At 64.8% G+C, this 18,570-nt stretch carries 15 protein-coding genes and 1 pseudogene; 9 read left to right on the top strand and 7 right to left on the bottom strand.

Features of this window, described 5'->3' with window-relative positions; genetic code table 11:
• Window positions 1–61: 61 nt before the first annotated feature.
• Both QM806_RS39360 and QM806_RS39355 read right to left on the bottom strand, forming a co-directional pair.
• Window positions 62–1,591, bottom strand: a complete 1,530-nt coding sequence (locus QM806_RS39360; protein ID WP_120660871.1) for an AbgT family transporter — start codon at window positions 1,589–1,591, stop codon at window positions 62–64.
• A 697-nt stretch (window positions 1,592–2,288) separates the two neighbouring features.
• The gene (locus QM806_RS39355) at window positions 2,289–2,549 is read right to left on the bottom strand and encodes a hypothetical protein (RefSeq protein ID WP_283294945.1); all 261 of its coding nucleotides are present in this window, start codon (window positions 2,547–2,549) and stop codon (window positions 2,289–2,291) included.
• A 170-nt stretch (window positions 2,550–2,719) separates the two neighbouring features.
• Here QM806_RS39355 and QM806_RS39350 point away from each other — a divergent pair, with 170 nt between their 5' ends.
• The 7 genes from QM806_RS39350 (at window position 2,720) to QM806_RS39320 (ending at window position 8,792) form a co-directional block, all read left to right on the top strand.
• Window positions 2,720–3,700, top strand: a complete 981-nt coding sequence (locus QM806_RS39350) for an ABC transporter substrate-binding protein (RefSeq protein ID WP_005562203.1) — start codon at window positions 2,720–2,722, stop codon at window positions 3,698–3,700.
• On the top strand, window positions 3,697–4,587 hold the full coding sequence (locus QM806_RS39345) for an ABC transporter ATP-binding protein (protein WP_005562204.1): 891 nt from the start codon (window positions 3,697–3,699) through the stop codon (window positions 4,585–4,587). The genes QM806_RS39350 and QM806_RS39345 overlap by 4 nt, the downstream gene beginning before the upstream one ends.
• Window positions 4,584–5,417, top strand: a complete 834-nt coding sequence (locus tag QM806_RS39340) for an ABC transporter permease (RefSeq protein ID WP_005562206.1) — start codon at window positions 4,584–4,586, stop codon at window positions 5,415–5,417. Before QM806_RS39345 ends, QM806_RS39340 begins: the two co-directional genes overlap by 4 nt.
• Window positions 5,418–5,645: 228 nt before the next feature.
• Window positions 5,646–6,656: an NAD(P)/FAD-dependent oxidoreductase gene (locus QM806_RS39335; protein ID WP_005260599.1), complete on the top strand. Its 1,011-nt coding sequence runs from the start codon at window positions 5,646–5,648 to the stop codon at window positions 6,654–6,656.
• 2 nt (window positions 6,657–6,658) lie between these two features.
• The gene (locus QM806_RS39330) at window positions 6,659–6,979 is read left to right on the top strand and encodes a 4Fe-4S dicluster domain-containing protein (RefSeq protein WP_043787579.1); all 321 of its coding nucleotides are present in this window, start codon (window positions 6,659–6,661) and stop codon (window positions 6,977–6,979) included.
• Entirely contained in the window at window positions 6,979–7,809 is an 831-nt protein-coding gene (locus tag QM806_RS39325; RefSeq protein ID WP_005562211.1) for an alpha/beta fold hydrolase, read from the top strand. The genes QM806_RS39330 and QM806_RS39325 overlap by 1 nt, the downstream gene beginning before the upstream one ends.
• 89 nt (window positions 7,810–7,898) lie before the next feature.
• On the top strand, window positions 7,899–8,792 hold the full coding sequence (locus QM806_RS39320) for an IclR family transcriptional regulator (protein ID WP_005260602.1): 894 nt from the start codon (window positions 7,899–7,901) through the stop codon (window positions 8,790–8,792).
• 25 nt (window positions 8,793–8,817) lie between these two features.
• On the opposite strand, the gene QM806_RS39315 is transcribed toward QM806_RS39320, so the two are convergent.
• The 5 genes from QM806_RS39315 to QM806_RS39295 form a co-directional block, all read right to left on the bottom strand.
• Window positions 8,818–10,362 carry an AMP-binding protein gene (locus tag QM806_RS39315; protein ID WP_005562215.1) on the bottom strand — a complete coding sequence of 515 codons (1,545 nt, stop codon included), beginning with the start codon at window positions 10,360–10,362 and terminating at the stop codon, window positions 8,818–8,820.
• Window positions 10,363–10,402: 40 nt separating this feature from the next.
• Window positions 10,403–11,347, bottom strand: coding sequence for a quinone oxidoreductase family protein (locus QM806_RS39310; protein ID WP_005562217.1), 945 nt, complete (start codon window positions 11,345–11,347; stop codon window positions 10,403–10,405).
• Between the two features lie 54 nt (window positions 11,348–11,401).
• Entirely contained in the window at window positions 11,402–13,744 is a 2,343-nt protein-coding gene (locus QM806_RS39305; RefSeq protein ID WP_283294944.1) for a CaiB/BaiF CoA-transferase family protein, read from the bottom strand.
• Between the two features lie 132 nt (window positions 13,745–13,876).
• The gene (locus QM806_RS39300; protein ID WP_005562221.1) at window positions 13,877–14,857 is read right to left on the bottom strand and encodes an ABC transporter substrate-binding protein; all 981 of its coding nucleotides are present in this window, start codon (window positions 14,855–14,857) and stop codon (window positions 13,877–13,879) included.
• 31 nt (window positions 14,858–14,888) lie between these two features.
• Window positions 14,889–15,680 (bottom strand): enoyl-CoA hydratase/isomerase family protein, encoded by a 792-nt coding sequence (locus QM806_RS39295; protein ID WP_005562223.1) that lies wholly within the window; start codon window positions 15,678–15,680, stop codon window positions 14,889–14,891.
• A gap of 491 nt (window positions 15,681–16,171) precedes the next feature.
• On the opposite strand from QM806_RS39295, the gene QM806_RS39290 reads away from it, so the two are divergent.
• Window positions 16,172–17,815, top strand: a complete 1,644-nt coding sequence (locus tag QM806_RS39290) for a carboxylesterase/lipase family protein (RefSeq protein WP_283294943.1) — start codon at window positions 16,172–16,174, stop codon at window positions 17,813–17,815.
• Between the two features lie 306 nt (window positions 17,816–18,121).
• Window positions 18,122–18,480: pseudogene (locus QM806_RS39285) on the top strand (transposase); the annotation flags it as partial.
• Window positions 18,481–18,570 lie beyond the last annotated feature (90 nt).

The following is an 18,570-nucleotide window of genomic DNA, read 5'->3' as shown; positions in this document are numbered from 1 at the left end:
GCCCGCGGCCGCGTCGCACTCGAAAAGATCAGCTAAATCAGAGACACACCACTAGTGTGCGTCAGTTGAGGTATTCCCCAGGTCCGATGGGTAGTCCGAAAACTGTCCAGACGACAAACTGGAGCATCCAAATCAGATAGAACGTTGCAGCGTACGGAATCATCAGTGCGAAGACCGTACCCACGCCGGCCCTCTTGTCGTACTTCTGGATGTATCCGAGTGCTACCGCCAGAATCGGGCTGAGGGGCACCAGCATGTTGGTCGACGAATCTGCGATGCGATAAGCGAGCTGGGCGTAGGCAGGATTGACGTCGTGCAACATCATCATAGGCACGAATACGGGAGCCATGACTGCCCACAGCGCTGAACCACTCGAGATGACGAGACTGAGCACGATCGTCACGAGGCTCAGCATGATGAGAGCGACGACACCGTCGACGTCTAGAGCCTCGAGAAGTCCGGAACCCTGCACGGCCACCCAAAGGCCGAGGTTGGTCCACTGGAAATAGGCGATCGTCTGCGCGACCGCGAAGACCAGAACCAGTATTCCAGCCAGATCTTTCGCCGATTCGATCATCAACTTAGGGACGTCACTACTGCTGGTGATCGTTCCCACTGCAATTCCGTAGGTTATGCCGACCGACACGAAGAACAGAAAAATGATCGGAACGAGGGAGTCCATGAATGGCGAAGTGATGATGGAACCATCTTCGCCGCGAAGAGCCGCGTTGGGTGGTGCCACGAGTGCAATGACAACCGCGGCATACAGAAGCGCGACGAGTCCCGCGTTACGCAACCCGCGACGCTGATCCGCGGTGATCAAGAATTCGGAATTGTCACGGTCGGATCCACTGCCATCGTAGGGACCGAGTCGAGGCTCGACCACCTTCTCGGTGATGAGGACTCCTACGATGGTCAAGATGAGAGTCGATGCGGACATGAAGTACCAGTTCGATACCGGAGTGACGACCACCGAACTGTCGACGATTCCCGCTGCGGACGTGGTGATTCCAGACAGTAGTACGTCGGTGCCGGCGACAATGAAGTTGGCGGAAAATCCTGCGCCTACCGCTCCGAACCCGGCTGCCAAGCCTGCTATCGGATGCCGCCCCACCGCCAGGAACAACATGGCCGCCAACGGGGGAATGACGATGGCTGCCGATTCAGAAGCGATGTTACTGACGATGCCGACGAAGATCACCACGAACGTCAGCATTCTGGGAGACGCCCGCACGACAATGGCTTTGAATGCGATCTCCAGCAGGCCGACTTGATTGGCCAATCCAACTCCGAGGAGCATGACGATGACCAGGCCGAGCGGCGGGAAGGACAAGAAATTGTCCAGCATGGTTGTCAGTGCGAACTCGAGTCCATCCGCGGATAGCAGGTTCTGGATGTCAACCTGTTCCTGCGACTTGGGGTCGATGACAGTCGCGCCGGCGAGCGACGCAATCAACGACAAAATGGCTATCGCAACCGCCATGTACAGGAAAAGTATAAAAGGGTGCGGGAGTCGGTTCCCCACCCTCTCCACTCGGTTCAGTACGTTCCCGGGCAACTTCTTCGTGTACTGCCTGATGACGCTCGTCATATGCAAGACTTTCATGTCAGTTTCGCTGGGCGGGCCGAAAGGCTCGATGCTGGGTTGGGGGCAGGAGGCCGTGTTCCGCGGCCGCTCGTCCTCGGGTCTCGACGTCGCCGCCATCCCGTTTGGCAACTTCGGATTCCGGGACCAGCCACAACTGTTCATCGGTTCAGATGCGGACACGAAGCCTGCGCGTAGGCACGTTCAGAACTCCATACATGGCCCTCGCCTCTCTGTGGTGTGGATCACCCTGGGCGACGAAAGTTAACACTGGGGCCGTACGGATGCGAACCTTCGTGGTCCGCAGAGCGGACTACAGGTGCCCGGCGGCCGTTGTATCGTTCGCAAGGGTGGCCAGCCAGGGTTGCGCAGGGAGAGGGCATCGACGCCGTTGGCTTCGATCAGTCCGCGCTCCACAGCGATTTCTCCGTCTCCGCGTCCGGTGGATGGTGATTCCTTCACCAGTTCCGCGTTGGTTGCGTACTCGAGCAGCGACACCAAGGCAGTAGCAACAACGGCGGATCTCTCGACTGTCGCCTCCAGTTCCGAAGCCAAAGACGAGGGGACACCAGCTATTTCGTGAAGGCGCTCGATGGCGCGATCACCGTACACAGGGTGAACGTTGATCACTGCCCCCAATCGCGGTCCGCCGATGAGATGCCTGCGCCCGCCGAATCGGGTCGAGGAGGAATTGATCCGCGAACTACGCTTGCCGGATCTCCTTACCGGCGTTGATGACCGCACCGGCGCGTTTCTCATCAAGATGCCCGAGCTGTAGGTTCGTCTCGCGCGCCGCTCGCTCGATCATCGCCGACGCCGAGATCAGCAGAGGAAACTGCCTCGTGGTCGTTCCTGCGATCGCGAAATTCTCCACGCCACGTGCGGTATGTACTCCGCAGTAGGCGTGACTCCGCACCGGCATTTCACCGACAGTGTCGCGCTCGATACGAAAGGCTCGGGTCATTAGTTCCGTACTCGTCAGTTCCGTACTCGTCGCGATGTTCCGTGCGCGTAAATTCTACGACTCGGTCCGCACGGTGGACCCGGTTGATTCACGCCCCATCGAGGTGGCATTAGGTTTCTTCACCACAGCCCCATAAATGAGGTCCAGATCACAATAGGAGGTGTACAAACATGGCCTGGCGATCGATACTCGGCAAGGTGACACTTGCCTCAGCGGCGGTGGTTCTCACGGTCTCGACCGGGGCGTGCAGCCGCCCCGCCACGCAGACCGCCGCCGATTCCGCCGGCGGTCCGCTCCGGATCGCCGTGGGCATCGACGCGTCGTACGCGCCCTTCTTCGTCGCCGACCAGGAGGGCATGTTCGCCGATGCCGGCCTCGACGTCGAGCTGGTCCAGTTCGGCCGGGGTGGCGAAGCCGTCGACGCGCTCGCGACCGGCCAGGTCCAGCTGGCCGGCAGTTCGGACACCACGACGATCGCGCAGCTACGCCAGAATCCGTCCCTGCGGGCGCTGTACTCGTACGAGGTGTCCGGCGACTACCTCAAGGTGGTGTTGCGTAACGGGGTCGACGCGGCCGCTGACATCCGCAAGATGGGCATCGTCCCGGGGCTGAGCCAGATCTCGACCGACAGATACCTCCAGGCCAACGGAGTTCCTGCCGGCTCGGTCGAGATGGTCTCCGCCACCCCCACGGACATGCCGGCGCTCCTCGACCGGGGTGACATCGACGGATACGTCCTGTGGGAACCGTGGCCCGCCACCGCGCTCGCGCAGGGCAGCGGGCACGTCGCTGCCGTCACCGGTGACTTCGACTGGTTCTACCACCACTGGGCGATCACGACCGAGCCCTGGCTCGACAAGAACGAGGGCACCGCCCGTGCGGTTGCCCGGGTGCTCGTCGAGGCCACCGCGCGGGTGGAGTCCGATCCTCGAACCGCCGCCACCGCGACCAGGAAAGCCGTCAACGTCGCCGACGATCAGACCGTCACCGCGGTCGACGAGATCGACTTCGGCGTCGAGAACCTGACCGACAAGAGCATCGAGTCCGCACAGTCGATCGTCGACTTCTACGAGAAGATCGGCGTTCTCTCCGAGCAGCCGGATCTGGCCTCGGCCATGCTGCTCGATTGGTACCAGGAGGAAAAGAAATGACCGTCCCCACACGCGGCACAACCGCGGTCCCCAGCGGCGGCACGACCGCCGTTGCATCGGGCGGCCCGGCCGCCGTGCCCACTTCGGGCAGAACCGTCACCGGCGTCCCCGTCGAGGTCCGCGATCTGGGCATCAGTTTCGGAGCCGCCGAGATCGTGTCGGGAATCGACCTCGAGGTGCGACCAGGCGAGTTCGTATGTCTGCTCGGCCCGTCGGGGTGCGGCAAGTCGACACTGTTGTCCGCGATGGCCGGCTTCATCGAGCCCCGCGCCGGCGAGATCACCTGCAATGGCGACGAGGTGAACGGCAGCAACCCGCACGCCGGCATGGTCTTCCAAAGTTCCGAGGCCCTGTTCGAGTGGATGACCGTGACCCAGAACGTCGCCTACGGACCCAGGATGCACGGAGCCAACAAGGCCGACCAGGCGCGCATCGCCGCCGAGTACCTCGCGATGGTCGGGCTCCCACACGCGGGGAAGAAGTTTCCGGCACAGCTGTCGGGCGGTATGCGGCAACGGGTTCAGATCGCGCGAGTGCTGGCCAACCAACCGTCGCTGGTGTTGATGGATGAACCCTTCGGCGCACTCGACGCTCAGACCCGGCAGGTCCTGCAGGTCGAGCTCGACAGAATCTGGCGGCACACCGGGTGCACCGTCGTGTTCGTCACACATGACATCGACGAGGCCTTGACGCTCGCCGACCGTGTGGTGGTGATGTCAGCCGGACCCAAGGCGCGAATCAAGAGCATCTACGAGGTGCACGCACAGCGCCCACGGGACAGGGCGCACCCCGACGTGATCGACATGTACGAGAAGTTGCGTGACGACATCCGCGCCGAGGTCGTGGCCTCGCTCCGCAATCAGGGCATCGAGGAGGACCAGCTATGACCGCAGCGGTACAGAACACCGTCCCCACCCGCAGCGAACGAGCGCAACCGGCCCGAACGAGACGCTCGAGCGCAGGTGGGGCCGCCCTGCGCACGGCGGCGTTGTGGGTCGCTTCCGCGGTCATCGGTCTAGGGGTGTGGTCATTCCTCGCCTGGTGGTACGGCCCGACGACCATCGCCTCTCCCGCTCAAGTCGTCACAGCAGCAAGGGAACTGGCGGAAAGCGGTGTCCTCTGGACATCGATCTGGGCGTCGGCCCAGCGCATTCTGGTCGGGTGGAGTCTCGGCGTAGTGATCGGCGCCCCCGTCGGCATTCTCATGGGCCGCGTCAACCTCGTGCGTCAACTGCTCGACCCGTATATCGAATTCTTCCGTTTCATCCCCCCGATCGCGTTCGTGACATTGGCGGTGGTGTGGTTCGGCATCGGTGAGACGTCCAAGATAGTGCTGATCTTCTACACCTCGGTGTTCATCGTCACCGTGAGCACGATCGCCGCGACCGTCGCGATCAGCGAGAACAAACTGCAGGCTGCCGCCAACCTGGGAGCCGGCAAACTGCAGATCATGAAGACGGTGGTGCTGCCGTCGTCGGTGCCGGGCATCGTCACCGGCGCCCGTCTCGCGATGGGCAACAGCTTCCTGACCATCGTCTCCGCCGAGATCGTGGCAGCCGACCACGGCATCGGTTCGATGATCTGGCAGGCCCGGAACTACGGGCGCATCGACTGGACGTTTGTGGGCATCATTGTGCTCGGGATCATGGGCTTTCTGTTCGACCGTGTCCTGAGGGTGTTGTCGGGCCGGTACCTGACGCGGTACGGCGTCAAGTAGTAGTCCTCGCACCGTTACCCCGTGCACAGAGCACCGGGTAACGAGGCGTCGGACGACTCCGGCACAGACAGAGCAGAGCTACAGGCGGGTCCACCGGCATTTCTCCTTCGCCGGTGGACCCGCCTTTCCGTGTTCGTGTCCGTTCGTGTCAGCGGCAGGAATGAACACAGTCTGCTGACCGGACCGGTTTCATTTATCCGGCGCGGCAACATGATTAACGTTGCCGGCATGAACGCTTCGCTCAACGCGTCGACCGGCACGGACCTCGACGTCGACATTCTCATTATCGGTGCCGGCCCGGCCGGTCTCTACGGTGCGTACTACGCCGGCTTCCGCGGACTCCGGGTCGCCGTTCTCGACGCTCTTTCCGAGCCCGGTGGCCAGGTGAGCGCGATGTACCCGGAGAAGGCGATCCTCGACATCGCGGGCTTCCCGTCCGTGAAGGGGCGAGATCTCGTGAACGGATTGCTCGCTCAAGCCGCGCCGTTCGATCCGGCGTATCTGCTCGGCGAGCAGGCCCGGACACTGAATCACGCCGAAGACGGACGAGTCGTGATCGGGACGAGCAAAGGTCGCACCGTCACCGCCGGTGCGGTCGTGATCACCGGCGGGATCGGGACATTCACGCCGCGCCCTCTCGTGAAGGGGCTCGATTTCGTCGACCGCGGTCTCAGCTACTTCGTGCCCGACCTTTCCGCGCACACCGGTAAGGACGTGGTAATCGTGGGCGGCGGCGACAGCGCCTTCGACTGGGCGGCCCATCTCGAGCCGATCGCGTCGTCGGTAACCCTGGTGCATCGTCGCGACAAGTTCCGTGCTCACGCGGCGACGGTGACGAAGGTCCGCGAGAGCACTGTGCGCATGCTGGTCAATGCGGACATTGTCGCGGTCCGCGGCAACGGATGGGTCACGGAGGTGGACGTCGCCCACAAACTCGACGAGACCACCACCACGTTGCCGGCGCAATCCGTCATCGCCGCTCTCGGGTTCACCGCCGACCTCGGACCGATGATCGAGTGGGGACTCGAGATCGATTCGCGCCACATCGTCGTCAACACCCGAATGGAGACCACCGTGCCGCGCGTGTATGCGGCCGGCGACATCACCGACTACCCGGGGAAGGTTCGTCTCATCGCCGTCGGATTCGGTGAGGCGGCAACCGCAGTCAACAACGCCGCTGCCGTCCTCGATCCGGACGCTGAGATCTTCCCGGGCCATTCCACGGAAAAGGAGAGCTGACAATGGCATTCGTCATAGGCGACGCATGTATCGACTACATGGATCGCTCCTGCATGGAGGAGTGCCCGGTCGACTGCATTTACGAGGGCGGGCGCAAGCTCTACATCAATCCGAACGAGTGCATCGACTGCGGCGCCTGCGAACTCGCCTGCCCGGTCGAGGCGATCACGGTGGATCGGAAGGCAGACCCCGACTTCAAGGAGGACGCGAAGCGTTTCTTCCTCGAGGTCCTGCCGACCCGGGCGGAGCCGGTGGGCAATCCGGGCGGCGCCGCGAAGATCGACGTCATCGGCGTGGACACCCCGATGGTCACGGCCTACTGATGGCGATCCGGTTCGGATACGCCGACACGAGGTTCGGGCAACTGCACTATGCGGAATCGGGCAGTGGCCTGCCGCTCCTCCTGCTGCATCAGACCCCGCGGTCCTGGGACGAGTTCCGCGAGTTGATCCCGCTCCTGGCGGACGAGTTCCGGGTTCTCGCCCTGGACATGGTGGGATTCGGAGCGAGTGCGTCACTCGCTCCGCCGCAGACGATCGAGGCGTTCGCCGACGCCGCCTGGGAATTCCTCGACGCCGTGAACGCCGGACCGGTGGCGGTCCTCGGGCATCACACCGGCGCCGCGGTCGCGATGGAGATGGCTGCCGGCCGCCCCGGGCGAGTCGAAGCCGTGGTGCTGTCCTCCTGCCCATGGACGGAGAGCAACAACGAATCGGGTTCGGGAAGCGTGGACCGCGCCGTCCGCAAGCCTGACGGCAGCCACCTGCAGACCCTGTGGAACCTGAGACGACCGTATTACCCGGACCCGGCGACGGATTTGCTCGACCGCTTCCTGCGCGACGCCCTCGCGCACGGTGTCGATCCCGCCGAGGGACACCGTGCCTGCGCTCGTTACCAGGTGGCGGACCGCATCGGAGCGGTCACGACGCCGGTGCTGCTGCTCGCCGCCGGTGCAGACCCGTTCTCGATGCCCCACCTACCGACGTTGAGGAAACAGCTCACCGGGGCGCGGGTCGTACGCGAAGAGGTGATCGAGGACGGGACCGTTGCGTTGATCGAGCGCGAGGCACCGCGGGTGGCTGCTGCGGTCCGGTCCTTTCTGAACTCACCGGACGTGCGGGCCGTGCCCGAAAATTCGAGACGGGTCCGGTGACCGGACCCTGTGGCGTGCGATTCGCCATCGTCCAGCCCTAGCGTGGCTGTGATCGGGACGAATGCCCCGCCAATCGCCAGGAGGCAGCAGTGACTACAGAGGCGCAGCATTCGGTCGGCCTCGGCCCGGTCGTACCAATCCCGTCGGCGCACCGTGTTGCCGGACAGGACATGTCGTCCGTTCTCGGCAAGGCGCGGCTCATTCTCGACGCGTTCGGGAGCGAGCACAGCGACCTCTCGCTCACCGAACTCGCACGTCGAAGTGGTGTCGCGAAGGCGTCCGTGCACCGGCTGGCCGGCGAACTCGTCGAATGGGGACTCCTCGAGCGGGCGGGCACGAAGTACCGTTTGGGCCTGCGGCTGTTCGAACTCGGACAGCTCGTCCCCCGGCAGCGCATCCTGCGTGACGCCGCGCTGCCTTATATGGAAGATCTGCTCCTCGCGACGCAGGAGACGGTGCATTTCGCGGTTCGGGACGGTATCGACGTGCTCTATATCGAGAAGATCGTCGGTCACCGCGGATTGCAGCAGCAGTCGCGGGTGGCGGGCCGGTTGCCGCTGTACTGCACCGCGACCGGGAAGATGATCCTGGCGTTCTCGCCACAGTCGGTGTTCGACGAGGTGATCGAGCAAGGATTCACCGCCCTCACCGCCCGCACCACGATGTCGGTCGCCGTCCTGCGCCAGCAACTCGACCGTATGCGCAACGAGCAACTCGCAGTCGAAGTCGAAGAGACCCGCATCGGCTACATGAGTGTTGCGGTGCCGGTGTTCAGCGGACCCCGCACCCTCGCGGGTGCCCTGTCGGTAACAGGTCCGACGGCGCGGCTCAACGTCAGCCGGGTTGCCGGCGCCCTACGAACCGCGGGCATCGGGATCTCCCGAGCACTTCACGCGATGCGCTGCGCATACTCGGCGACCGACTTCGCCGGCGCCGAGGCGTGCACACCTGCGATGTGCTCGTTCAACGGGTGCGGCCGGTAGCCGGTGGTTCGAGGCGGCTGCCGGGTCACCGGGACGAGACGGCGTCGGCATCCCAGGTGCCGCTGCCGACCCCACGCGCCCGGAGTACCTCCTTGCGGACCTTGCCGGTCTCCGTCAACGGAAGTTCACTGACGACATCGATGAACCGCGGCAGAGCGAAGTACGCCAGCTGAGGCGCCGCATGGTGACGTAAGACATCGGGGTCCGCCTGCATTCCTTCCCGGAGGACCACCGCTGCCATCACTTCGTCCTCGGCGAGTTCCGACGGCACGGGGAAGACCGCGACCTGCGCGACCGCTGGATGCCGGGCCAAGGCCTCCTCGACCTCGGCCGAGGAGATGTTCTCGCCGCGCCGTCGGATGACGTCGCGGACGCGATCGACGAATCGATACCAACCGTCGGGTTCCCGGACTACCCGGTCACCGGTGTAGATCCAGTCGTCCGCTACGCGGGGAGGCTCGGACAGGTATCCCGTGGCAAATCCTCCGGGAAGGTCTGTGCGGACGACAAGTTCGCCGGGAACGCCGTCCGCGACGGTGGCGCCGGCGTCGTCGACGACCTTCGCGTCGTAGCCGTCGCGCACCGTTCCGAGACAGCCGGGTCGGCGATCGCCGGGCACAGTTCCGAGGACGAGGTTCGTCTCGGTGGTGCCGTAGCCGTCGACGAGTTCGACGCCGAAACGCTCACGAAAGGGAGTCCACAGGCGGGCCGGAGTCGCCGGCGCCAGGGCACGGGTGGCGCGGTGCTTCTTGTCGTCCGTGCCGGGTTCCCGGCCGGTGAGCATCGCGACCATCGCACCGAGCAGGTAGATCACCGTGGCGTCGCTGTCGGCCACCTGCGCCCAGTACCGCCGCACCGAGAAATGTTCGCCGAGCACGAATGTTCCTCCCGCAACCAGCGCCTGGAACAGTGTGTTGAGCGCATTCGTGTGGAACAGAGGAAGGCCGTTGTACAGAACGTCGTCGGGTCCCAAGCCCAGGGAGGCTCCCACTCCTGTCCCCCACCACAGTGATTGAGCATGCGGGCAGCGGACCCCTTTCGGGTGTCCCGTAGTCCCGGACGTGAACAATATCGCCGCCGTATCGAGCGCGGTTACCGCGGGGTCGGCCGCTCGTCCGGGGATTCGGCTGTCGTCCGGCCCGGGAACGGACGAGGTGCCGAGTATCCAGGATTCACCGGTGAATCGTGTCTGCTGGAGCCGCGAGAGAAAGGTGGGCTCGATCAACAGGTGACGCGCCCCGGACTGCTCGAGCACGCTGTGGAGGGCGGCGCCACGCAATGCTGTGTTCAACGGCACCATGACCGCTCCGAGCCAACTACAGCCGAGCAGCAGGTCGATCATCTCGATGCGGTTGGCGCACATCGCGGCCACCGCGTCACCCCGACCGATCCCATGTCGGGACAGCGCCTCGGCCGTCGTTGCGGCTCGCTGGACGAGTTCGCGATAGGACACCTCCACGTCCCCGGCCCGGACGGCGAGATGATCGCCCCGCTCGGTGGCACGCTGGACGAGCAGGGACGGAATCGTCATCGCCGCCGGGAGGAGCAGAGAATCCGATTCGGGCGTCACTGGTGTCACCTTCTTTCGGCGAACGTGCGATGGCGGACGGTCACGGTACGACGACCGCGCGGCCGGCGACCTTCCCTTCACGCATCATCTGCAGAGCAAACGCGATGTCGTCGAGCGGAAACTCCTGAACCGCCATGCCGATCTCGCCGTCGACGAGGCGCCGAATGAGGTCGGCTGCGAGTTCCGCCTGTCGCGCACTCTTGCGAATCATGTTGACCGGCAGCATCTGTACATCTTTGAGCAGCCAGTTCGGCAAATCGATCGTGAGTTCGGTCCCCAGCGTGTAGCCGATCAGCGCGGCCCGCCCGCCCGGTACGACGCGCTCGAGCAGGTACGGCAGCGAGTCGCCACCGAGGGTATCGACGAGCACATCCGCCACCGGATCGGGTCCCAGGGTGTCGGCCAGTTCACGCCCACGGCCGACGACCGGTCGGACACCATTGGGCACGAGCGGGACCTGGTCGGCTCGCGGCACCACACCGATCACGTCGGCGCCCGCGAGGAGCGCGAACTGCGCAGCCATGGACCCGACCGCGCCGGCTGCTCCGGCTACGAGGACCCGCTCACCCGCGGTGACGCGGGCGATGTCGTGCACCGCGACGAAACCGGTTGTGCTCGGGAGAAAGAACGTGGCCGCGATGGCCGGTTCGAGGGCTGAATCGAACGGAGTGAAAACCTTGTCGGCGGCCACGAGGTACTCGGCCCAGCATCCGGGCTTGAATAGGCCGACTCCGCCGCCCCGGACCAGCACCCGGGTACTGGCGTCGAAGATGTCCGATTCGATCACGGTGCCGGCCCCGTCGGTGCCTCCGACGTGTGGCAGGGCCGGCTTGATGTCGAAGTTCCCGCTGCCGACGGTGAGGTCGAGGTGCCCCAGCGCCGCCGCGTCGATCCGGACGAGGGTCTGTCCGGGTTTCCGGGTCGGCACCTCGACGTCGTCGATGATCGGGTCGTGTCCGAATGTGTGAAAGCGGGCTGCACGCATGTTCTGTCCTTCGGGAGTGCTGTCGAGTGGAAAAGTCTGATCGAAGTGACCGGCTCAGGTGAGGACCGAGCCGGCTCGCAGCCGCGCAACGGTCTCCGCGGAGTAGCCGGTGACCTCGCGGAGCACGGCATCGGTGTCCGCGCCCAGCACCGGCGCCGGTTGCCGGATCGTGACGGCTTTCCCGACCCGGATCGGAGCGCCCTGGTGGAGAAAGGCTCCCGCACGGGGATGGACGGCGGGCACGTAGTAACCGCGGGCACGCAGATGCGGATCGGCTTCGACGAGGTCCCGCCCGTTCTGCACGGTCCCGGCGGGGACGCCCGCCTGCTGGAGTTGCTCGGTGACGAGATCGGCAGGCCGCGGCGACGTCCATGCCGTGATCGCCGCCGCGATGTCGGACTCGTGCGCCCGTCGCGCCTCGGGCGTGCGGAAACGCTCGTCCGTGGCCCATTGCGGGCGGTCGATCACCGCGCACAACCTGGTCCAGTCCGCGTCGTCACGAACGGTGACCGCGCACCAGCGGTCGGGTCCGAGGCAGCGGAAGACGCCGTGCGGTGACATGTCGGGATGAGCATTGCCGAGCGGAACAGGAAGCTGTCCGGCACCCGTCGCCTGCACGACACTGGTGCCCATGTGTGACGCCATCGCCTCCAGCTGGGAGAGATCGATGTGCTGACCGCGGCCGGTGCGATCTCTGTGCTCGAGGGCGGCGAGAACCGCTGCGGCGCCGTGTAATCCTGCGACGATGTCGCCATGACCGTAAATCACTCCGACGACGTCGTCGGCGCTCCACCCGGTGAGAGCGGTCAGTCCGGTGGCCGCGGAGACGATGTCCGCATAGGTGACCCAGTCGCGTCGCGGTCCGGTGTGACCGGTCCCCGACATGGAGACATACACGACGTCCGGACGTAAGGAGCGGAGCCGCTCGTATCCGAAGCCCATCTTCTCCATTACCGACGAACTGAAGTTCTCGACCACCACGTCGGACTGCGCCACGAGGTCGGCGAGCACGGCCAGTCCTGCCTCGGAACGCGTGTCCAGAGTGATGCTGCGCTTGTTCCTGTTGACGTCGTTGAAGTACCCGCTGGTGTTCGGGTCGTCGTGTGGTCCGCGGGACAGGTGCATGAACGGCGCGAACCGTGTCGGGTCGGGTCGGCCCGACGACTCGACCTTGATGACGTCGGCGCCGTGGTCCGCCAAGATCTGAGTGCAGTAGGGACCGGCGAGAACCCAGGTGAGGTCCAGGACGCGGACGCCCGACAGGGGCAGCAGGTCCGGCCCGGATGCGGTCACGGTCGGTTCGAGGACTTCGGGTTCCGGCTCGTCGAGGAGAACCTGGTGCGCACCGATCGGGGAAACCGGCAGGGCCCGGGTCCTCCCTCCTTCCGGGAAGGGGAAGGAGAAGCCCAGATCTCGAACGGTGGACCCGGGCTCGTCGACGTCGACGAAGAAGTCGCGGGCCTGGAGTTGGGGGTTCGACAACAGTTCATCCGGTCGGACGACGGCCGACCACGGCAGCTTGCGTTGCTGCGCTGCCCGCGCGAAGTCCTCCTTCGGCCACTTGTCGAGGAAACGCTGCAGCACGGCAAAGATGTGGTCCTGCTGCTCTTTCCGCTCGACGGGGTCAGCCCATCTCGGGTCGTCCAGATCCTCCTGGGCACCCTCTTCGACCAGCCAGGAGACCAGCGCGTCCCACATCCGGGGACTTCCGCCGAGCCCGCCACCGACATAACCGTCAGCGGCCCGGAACAGGCCGTGCGGTACCAACGGGTGCACCCGACCGGGTCGGTCCGGGACGCGATCCTCGTGGAGATAGGCCAGGGCGCCGGCCTCGAGGCCTGCCGCCACGCATTCCTGTGCGGAGACGTCGATCAGGGGGACCGGGCCCCGACGCCGCGCCTGGAGGCCGAGCAACACCGCGACCGCGGCGTTCACCCCTGCCAGTTGTTCGGCTTGCCCCTGAGGTAGCGACAGCGGGGGCCCGTCGGCTTCACCAACCTGGGCGAGCATTCCACCGAGGGCCGCGAGCGTCAGATCGGTGGCGCACCACTGGCGGCGCGGACCGTCGACGCCGAAGGGTGTGACCCGTACGTGAACGACCGATCCCGGTGCCGGCTCGATCGGCTCGTCGCCGACGGCGCTGCCATCGAGATATACGTCCGCCCCGGCCACCAGGCGCGCCAGTTCCGCACGGCCCACGGCTGTCTCGACGTCGATGGCGACGGATTTCTTTCCGGCGTGCCAGTGCGTAAATGTGTGGCCGTCCAGTTCCCGTCGCGTCGGATCACCCTCCGGCGGTTCGACCAGGACAACCTCGTATCCCAGTCCGACCAGGATGCGGCCGGCGAATCGGCTCAGCGGGCTGGACAACTCCACCACGCGAATTGCGCTTTCCACCAGAAGGACTCCGTTTCATAGTTCCCAGCGGGCGTCCGCCCGTTCACTGGAACCGAACCTACGTCGCATTCCCGTACCAGTGAATCGATCTGTTCTGCTGACCGAACCGGACGGACGCGTCGTCGCCGAGCGTCAGGCCGGGGGTTGGTTCAGGTGGTCTGTGACCCACCCACGGAGCAGAACGCGCGAGGTATCGACTTCTCCTGTGATCTTGCCCTGGCCTCGGAAGAAGGTGACCAGTTGATTCGCTCGTGCCACGTCGTCGTCCGTGAAGTCGCGCACCCCGAAATCGATCTGGGAGACGGTCCGACGGGCCTCGGCCGGATCCATCTGGATCGAGTCGGAGATCGCCTTGGCGGCCCGCTCCGGGTCGGCATCGGTGATTGCAGCGGCCTCGGCGATCACGTCGAACACCCGGGCGGCGACGTCCTCGTTCGCCGACAACCAGGAATCGGACGCCAGGATCCATTGTGAATACCTGGCTCCGAAGTCACCGGTCGTCGCGACGACACGACCGCCTGTCTCCACGGCCTGCTCGACCCACGGATCGAACGACAGGAATCCGTCGATGTCACCGCGGGCGAGCAGCGCCGGTTGCTCGGGCGGACTGGTGTTCACGAGCTTGACCGACGCCGGGTCTCGACCGAGGCTCCGCAGATACAAGTCGGTGAAGTAGAGCCCGATACCGGGGAACACACCCATCGTCTCGATGTCCTTGGGCTCCACACCCTCGCGGAGGGCCACCTGGAAGTAGCGGTCGGAATCTTCGAACGCGCCGAGCGCGCGCAGCGACGGATTCGCGGCCATGACGGTGAGCGCCGTGGAGTCGGCGTTCCCGGACAATTCCGAAGTCCCTGCCACAACGTTCTGCGCGCCGGCTGCTCCCCCTTCTGTCTGCATCACCTGAACGTCCAGTCCGGCGTCCTCGAACATGCCCTCGGCATCGGCGAGGAAAATCGGCGCATACGACGGGTCGACACCCACGGAGATGCGGATCAACCCGCTCCCCTGCGCTGCTTCGGTCGCGGGCCGGGTACAGGACGTCGAGGCGACGGTGAGAGCCGCCAGTGCCGCGACGGCGAGCAACGCGCGCCGTCCGATCGAGTGTGTCATGAGAATCCTTCGGGTGAGGTGGCGAGCCGGGTCAGCGGCCAGTGAAATGCGGCGGACGCTTGTCGAGGAAGGCTTGTAGCCCTTCGGCGGCGTCGGCCGTGCGAATGAGATCGAGGACACCGGCAAACTCCGCGTCCAGTGCCTGATCGAGTGGGAGTGTCCGTCCTGCTTCGACGACTCGCTTGAGGAGGCCGATTGCGGCCGTCGGTCTCGCCGCCCACTCGGCGGCGAGACGGTCTATCCGCGCGTCGAATTCGTCGTCCGCTACCACCTCGTCCACCAAGCCGATCCGGCGGGCCTCGTCGGCGGACAGGCGCCGACCCTCCATCATGAGGAGCTTCGCTCGATGAGCGCCGAGCAAGCGGGGCAAGCGCTGACTGCCGCCGGCCCCGGGAAACAGTCCGAGACCGATTTCCGGGAACCCGATCGACGCCGACGCCGCCATCACCCGCACGTCACAGGCCAGTGACAACTCCGCTCCGCCGCCGAGTGCATGCCCGTTGAGGGCTGCCAGCACGGGTTTCGGAGCGGTCTCGAGGACCTGCTGCACCTCGATCCAGGGCCGCATCGCGTGCTGCGTCTCCTCCGACAGTTCGCGCATCACTCGGATGTCGGCGCCGGCCACGAAGAAGCGTCCCGTTCCGCGCAGCACGATGCACCGCACGTCGGTGTTCGCCGCCAGCGGCTTCAGGGTGTCGAGCAATTCCGCGATCAGCGCAGGATCGAAGGCGTTGGCCGGCGGTCGCTCGATGCGCACGACCGCCACGGCGTCGGCCACAGCGGCATGGACCGATGCGGCGAGCGGAGGGAAGGAAGGCGTCATCTGTACTCCATGGGTCGGTCGACTGGAACTGAGAATTCGAGTATCAGTGCGCTCGCGCCCCGGCACACCCCCAGCGGTCCGGTAGGCGAACCCGCAAGACCCAACGAGGACCGCACGCGAAGCATTCCGCCGAATCGAATGAACTCTCCGACTCGCGACGGCTGAGAAACGGGGATGTACCGCCAGGAGGCTGGCGTGCGGTAGTCAACGCCCTATCTGTCTTTCGCCGATCTCCCACATCCATGCAGGTCAGCCTTTCGGGTCCGGCTACCGGGACGGTCTTGATGCGGCGGATGCCGCACCTGCAGATACTTGGCTGCCATTGGCGGGGCTCCAAGCCTTCCTGTACGCCTGCGAACTCTCGGGGTCGACCCTGCCGCCGTGAAACTGCTTGGTACCGGCCGTCCCGAGCAACCCGCCCTACTTGCCCGTGGCCACAGACGCCTTCATTTCGTTCGATCGGGAATCATCTGACAATCCAAGGAGATTAGGTGAGCGTTACAACGCGACTGTTCGCGAAAACAGTTATCGTGCTGGCATTGACGGCGGCCCTCGCAGGTTGCAGCACAGCTGCGGGTCCCGAGCATGCAGCTTCACGTTCACAAGCAGAATCGGACAGTCATTCATTGGTCGTCACAACGAAAACTGGTGACGTGGAGGGGATATCAGCTGGACAGGTGGACCAGTTCCTCGGCATGCCTTATGCGGCCCCACCCATCGGCACCCTGCGGTGGGAGCCGCCCGCACCGGCGCCGACGTGGGACGGCATCCGTTCAGCAGCGGAATTCGGCCCGAGGTGCTATCAACCGGTGAGCAGTGGCAGCAACGATGTGCCTTATGGCGAAGATTGTCTGTATCTGAACGTCTATACACCGTCCGAACGAACGAGAGGGCCCCTCCCGGTCCTGTTCTGGATTCACGGAGGTGGCTTCATGACTGGTTCGGGAAGCCAGTCAGATGGGTCACAAATCGCGGAAAAGTTCAACACAGTCGTTGTCACCATCAACTACCGACTCGGCGCCTTCGGCTTCCTCCAGCTACATGGAGTCGATGACGGCACCGCAGGCAACTTCGGACTCCTGGATCAGCAAGCAGCGCTGCGCTGGGTTCGAGAGAACATCGCAGGCTTTGGCGGCGACCCCGGTCAAGTCACTATTGTGGGTCAATCTGCCGGAGGACACTCGGTGTGCGCCCAACTCGCTTCGCCGACAGCGACCGGCCTGTTCCAGGGCGCGATCATCCAAAGCGGCGGATGCCCGAGCCACTCAACTGAAGAAGCGCAGGCCGACGCCGTCTCGTTCGCGGGTTCAACAGGCTGCTCCGAACCCGGCGACATGGCCCGGTGCCTACGATCGCCATCAGGCGAAGAACTTCTCGCAGCGAGCGCGAATTTCGGGGGAATCCTCACCGGCCCTCTGCCCATCGTCGGGGGCCCCGAACTTCCGATTGCACCGGACGCGGCGATCAAGTCTGGTTCGTTCAACAATGTCCCCATCATGATCGGGGAGACACGCGATGAAACCCGAGGCTGGGCAATCCCTTTCGCAGACATGACCGAGGACCGTTACAAGCAGGAACTGCAAGAAGAATTCGGACCACTTGCACACGCTGTCGCCGACCAGTATCCGTACTCGTCGTTTCCGAGTCCGTACAGTGCGGCCTACGCACTCAGTACGATATGGAATGACAGCAGTGTGTTCTACGGGCTCGGAGGATGCCAATACCTGACGCTGGCGAACGACATTGCTGTCCACCAGCCACGAGTCTTCTTCTACAGGTTCGACGACGAGCACGCGCCCACACGCGAAACCAAACTCCCCGATTTCAACGTAGGAGCAGCGCATTCCACCCAGCTGCCGTACCTGTGGGGCGGGGAATTGGCGACGCGGTTCACTCCGGAACAGCAGCAACTGTCGCAAACGATGATGGCCTATTGGTCAGGATTCGCCGCGCACGGCAGTCCCACTGCTCCCACTCGGCCGGAGTGGCCGGCGATCGGTGACGGCAAAATCATGGTCCTGGACTCAGGCACCAACACACGCACCGTCAGCACGGAGCAGTACGCAGCGGACCACCGGTGTGGATTCTGGAACGAGCAGAACTACAACTGGCTCCCCACCACGCCCACTGCCTGACGATCGTCGACAACACTCTGGTTATCGTCACGCCGAGGCCCGTAGCGCCCACACACGTACCGTGTCGTGACCAGGAAGGACGCAGGATTCCGGCCCCCAAGGGATCATTTGTGCCTTGGGGGTCTCGGGTGGTGGGTTCCATGCATGCCTAGATGGACGGGCCTAACAGCGAGCGCTATCGGTTGCGTCTATGAAGATGGTGTGCGGACCGGATCCGAATCTGACCGGCGTGTCGTAGCCCAATGAAGGCGGCCATCGCGTGACTCTTCGAGAGACCGACCAAAGTCACTCGATGAGGACCACGAGATGACCACTGCCCACGACATCGACCTGCACCAGTTCCTGCCGGACCGCCTCACCGACGCCAGTCCAAACCTGCTGCGGAGCCTGCTGGCCACGATCATCGACGCGCTCATGCGCGCCGAGGCCGACGCCCTGTGCGGTGCCGGCTACGTGCAGTGCGGTACCCCCACCCGCGCCGGCACTCTCGACGTCGCCATCCCCAGCTGCGGACCGGCTCGTACTTCCCGGACTGGTTGCTGCAGCGCCGCAAACGCGCCGAGAGGGCGCTGACCTCGGTGGTGGCCACCTGCTACCTGTTCCGCGTCTCCACCCGCCGGATGGAAAAACTCGGCGATTCCCTCGGCATCACCTCATTGCATCGCCAAGCTCGAGCCGGAGTAGGACGACTGACCCGTCCGCCGCGACACTGCCGCGAGGGGCGGGCGACCAGAGTGTGGCCGCCGCGAAACCGG

The sequence above is a fragment of the Rhodococcus sp. IEGM 1351 genome (assembly GCF_030056875.1).
Classification (GTDB): Bacteria; Actinomycetota; Actinomycetes; order Mycobacteriales; family Mycobacteriaceae; genus Rhodococcus_F; species Rhodococcus_F opacus.
Note: the sequence above shows the minus strand (reverse complement) of the source record. Positions and strands in the feature narration are given on the sequence as shown.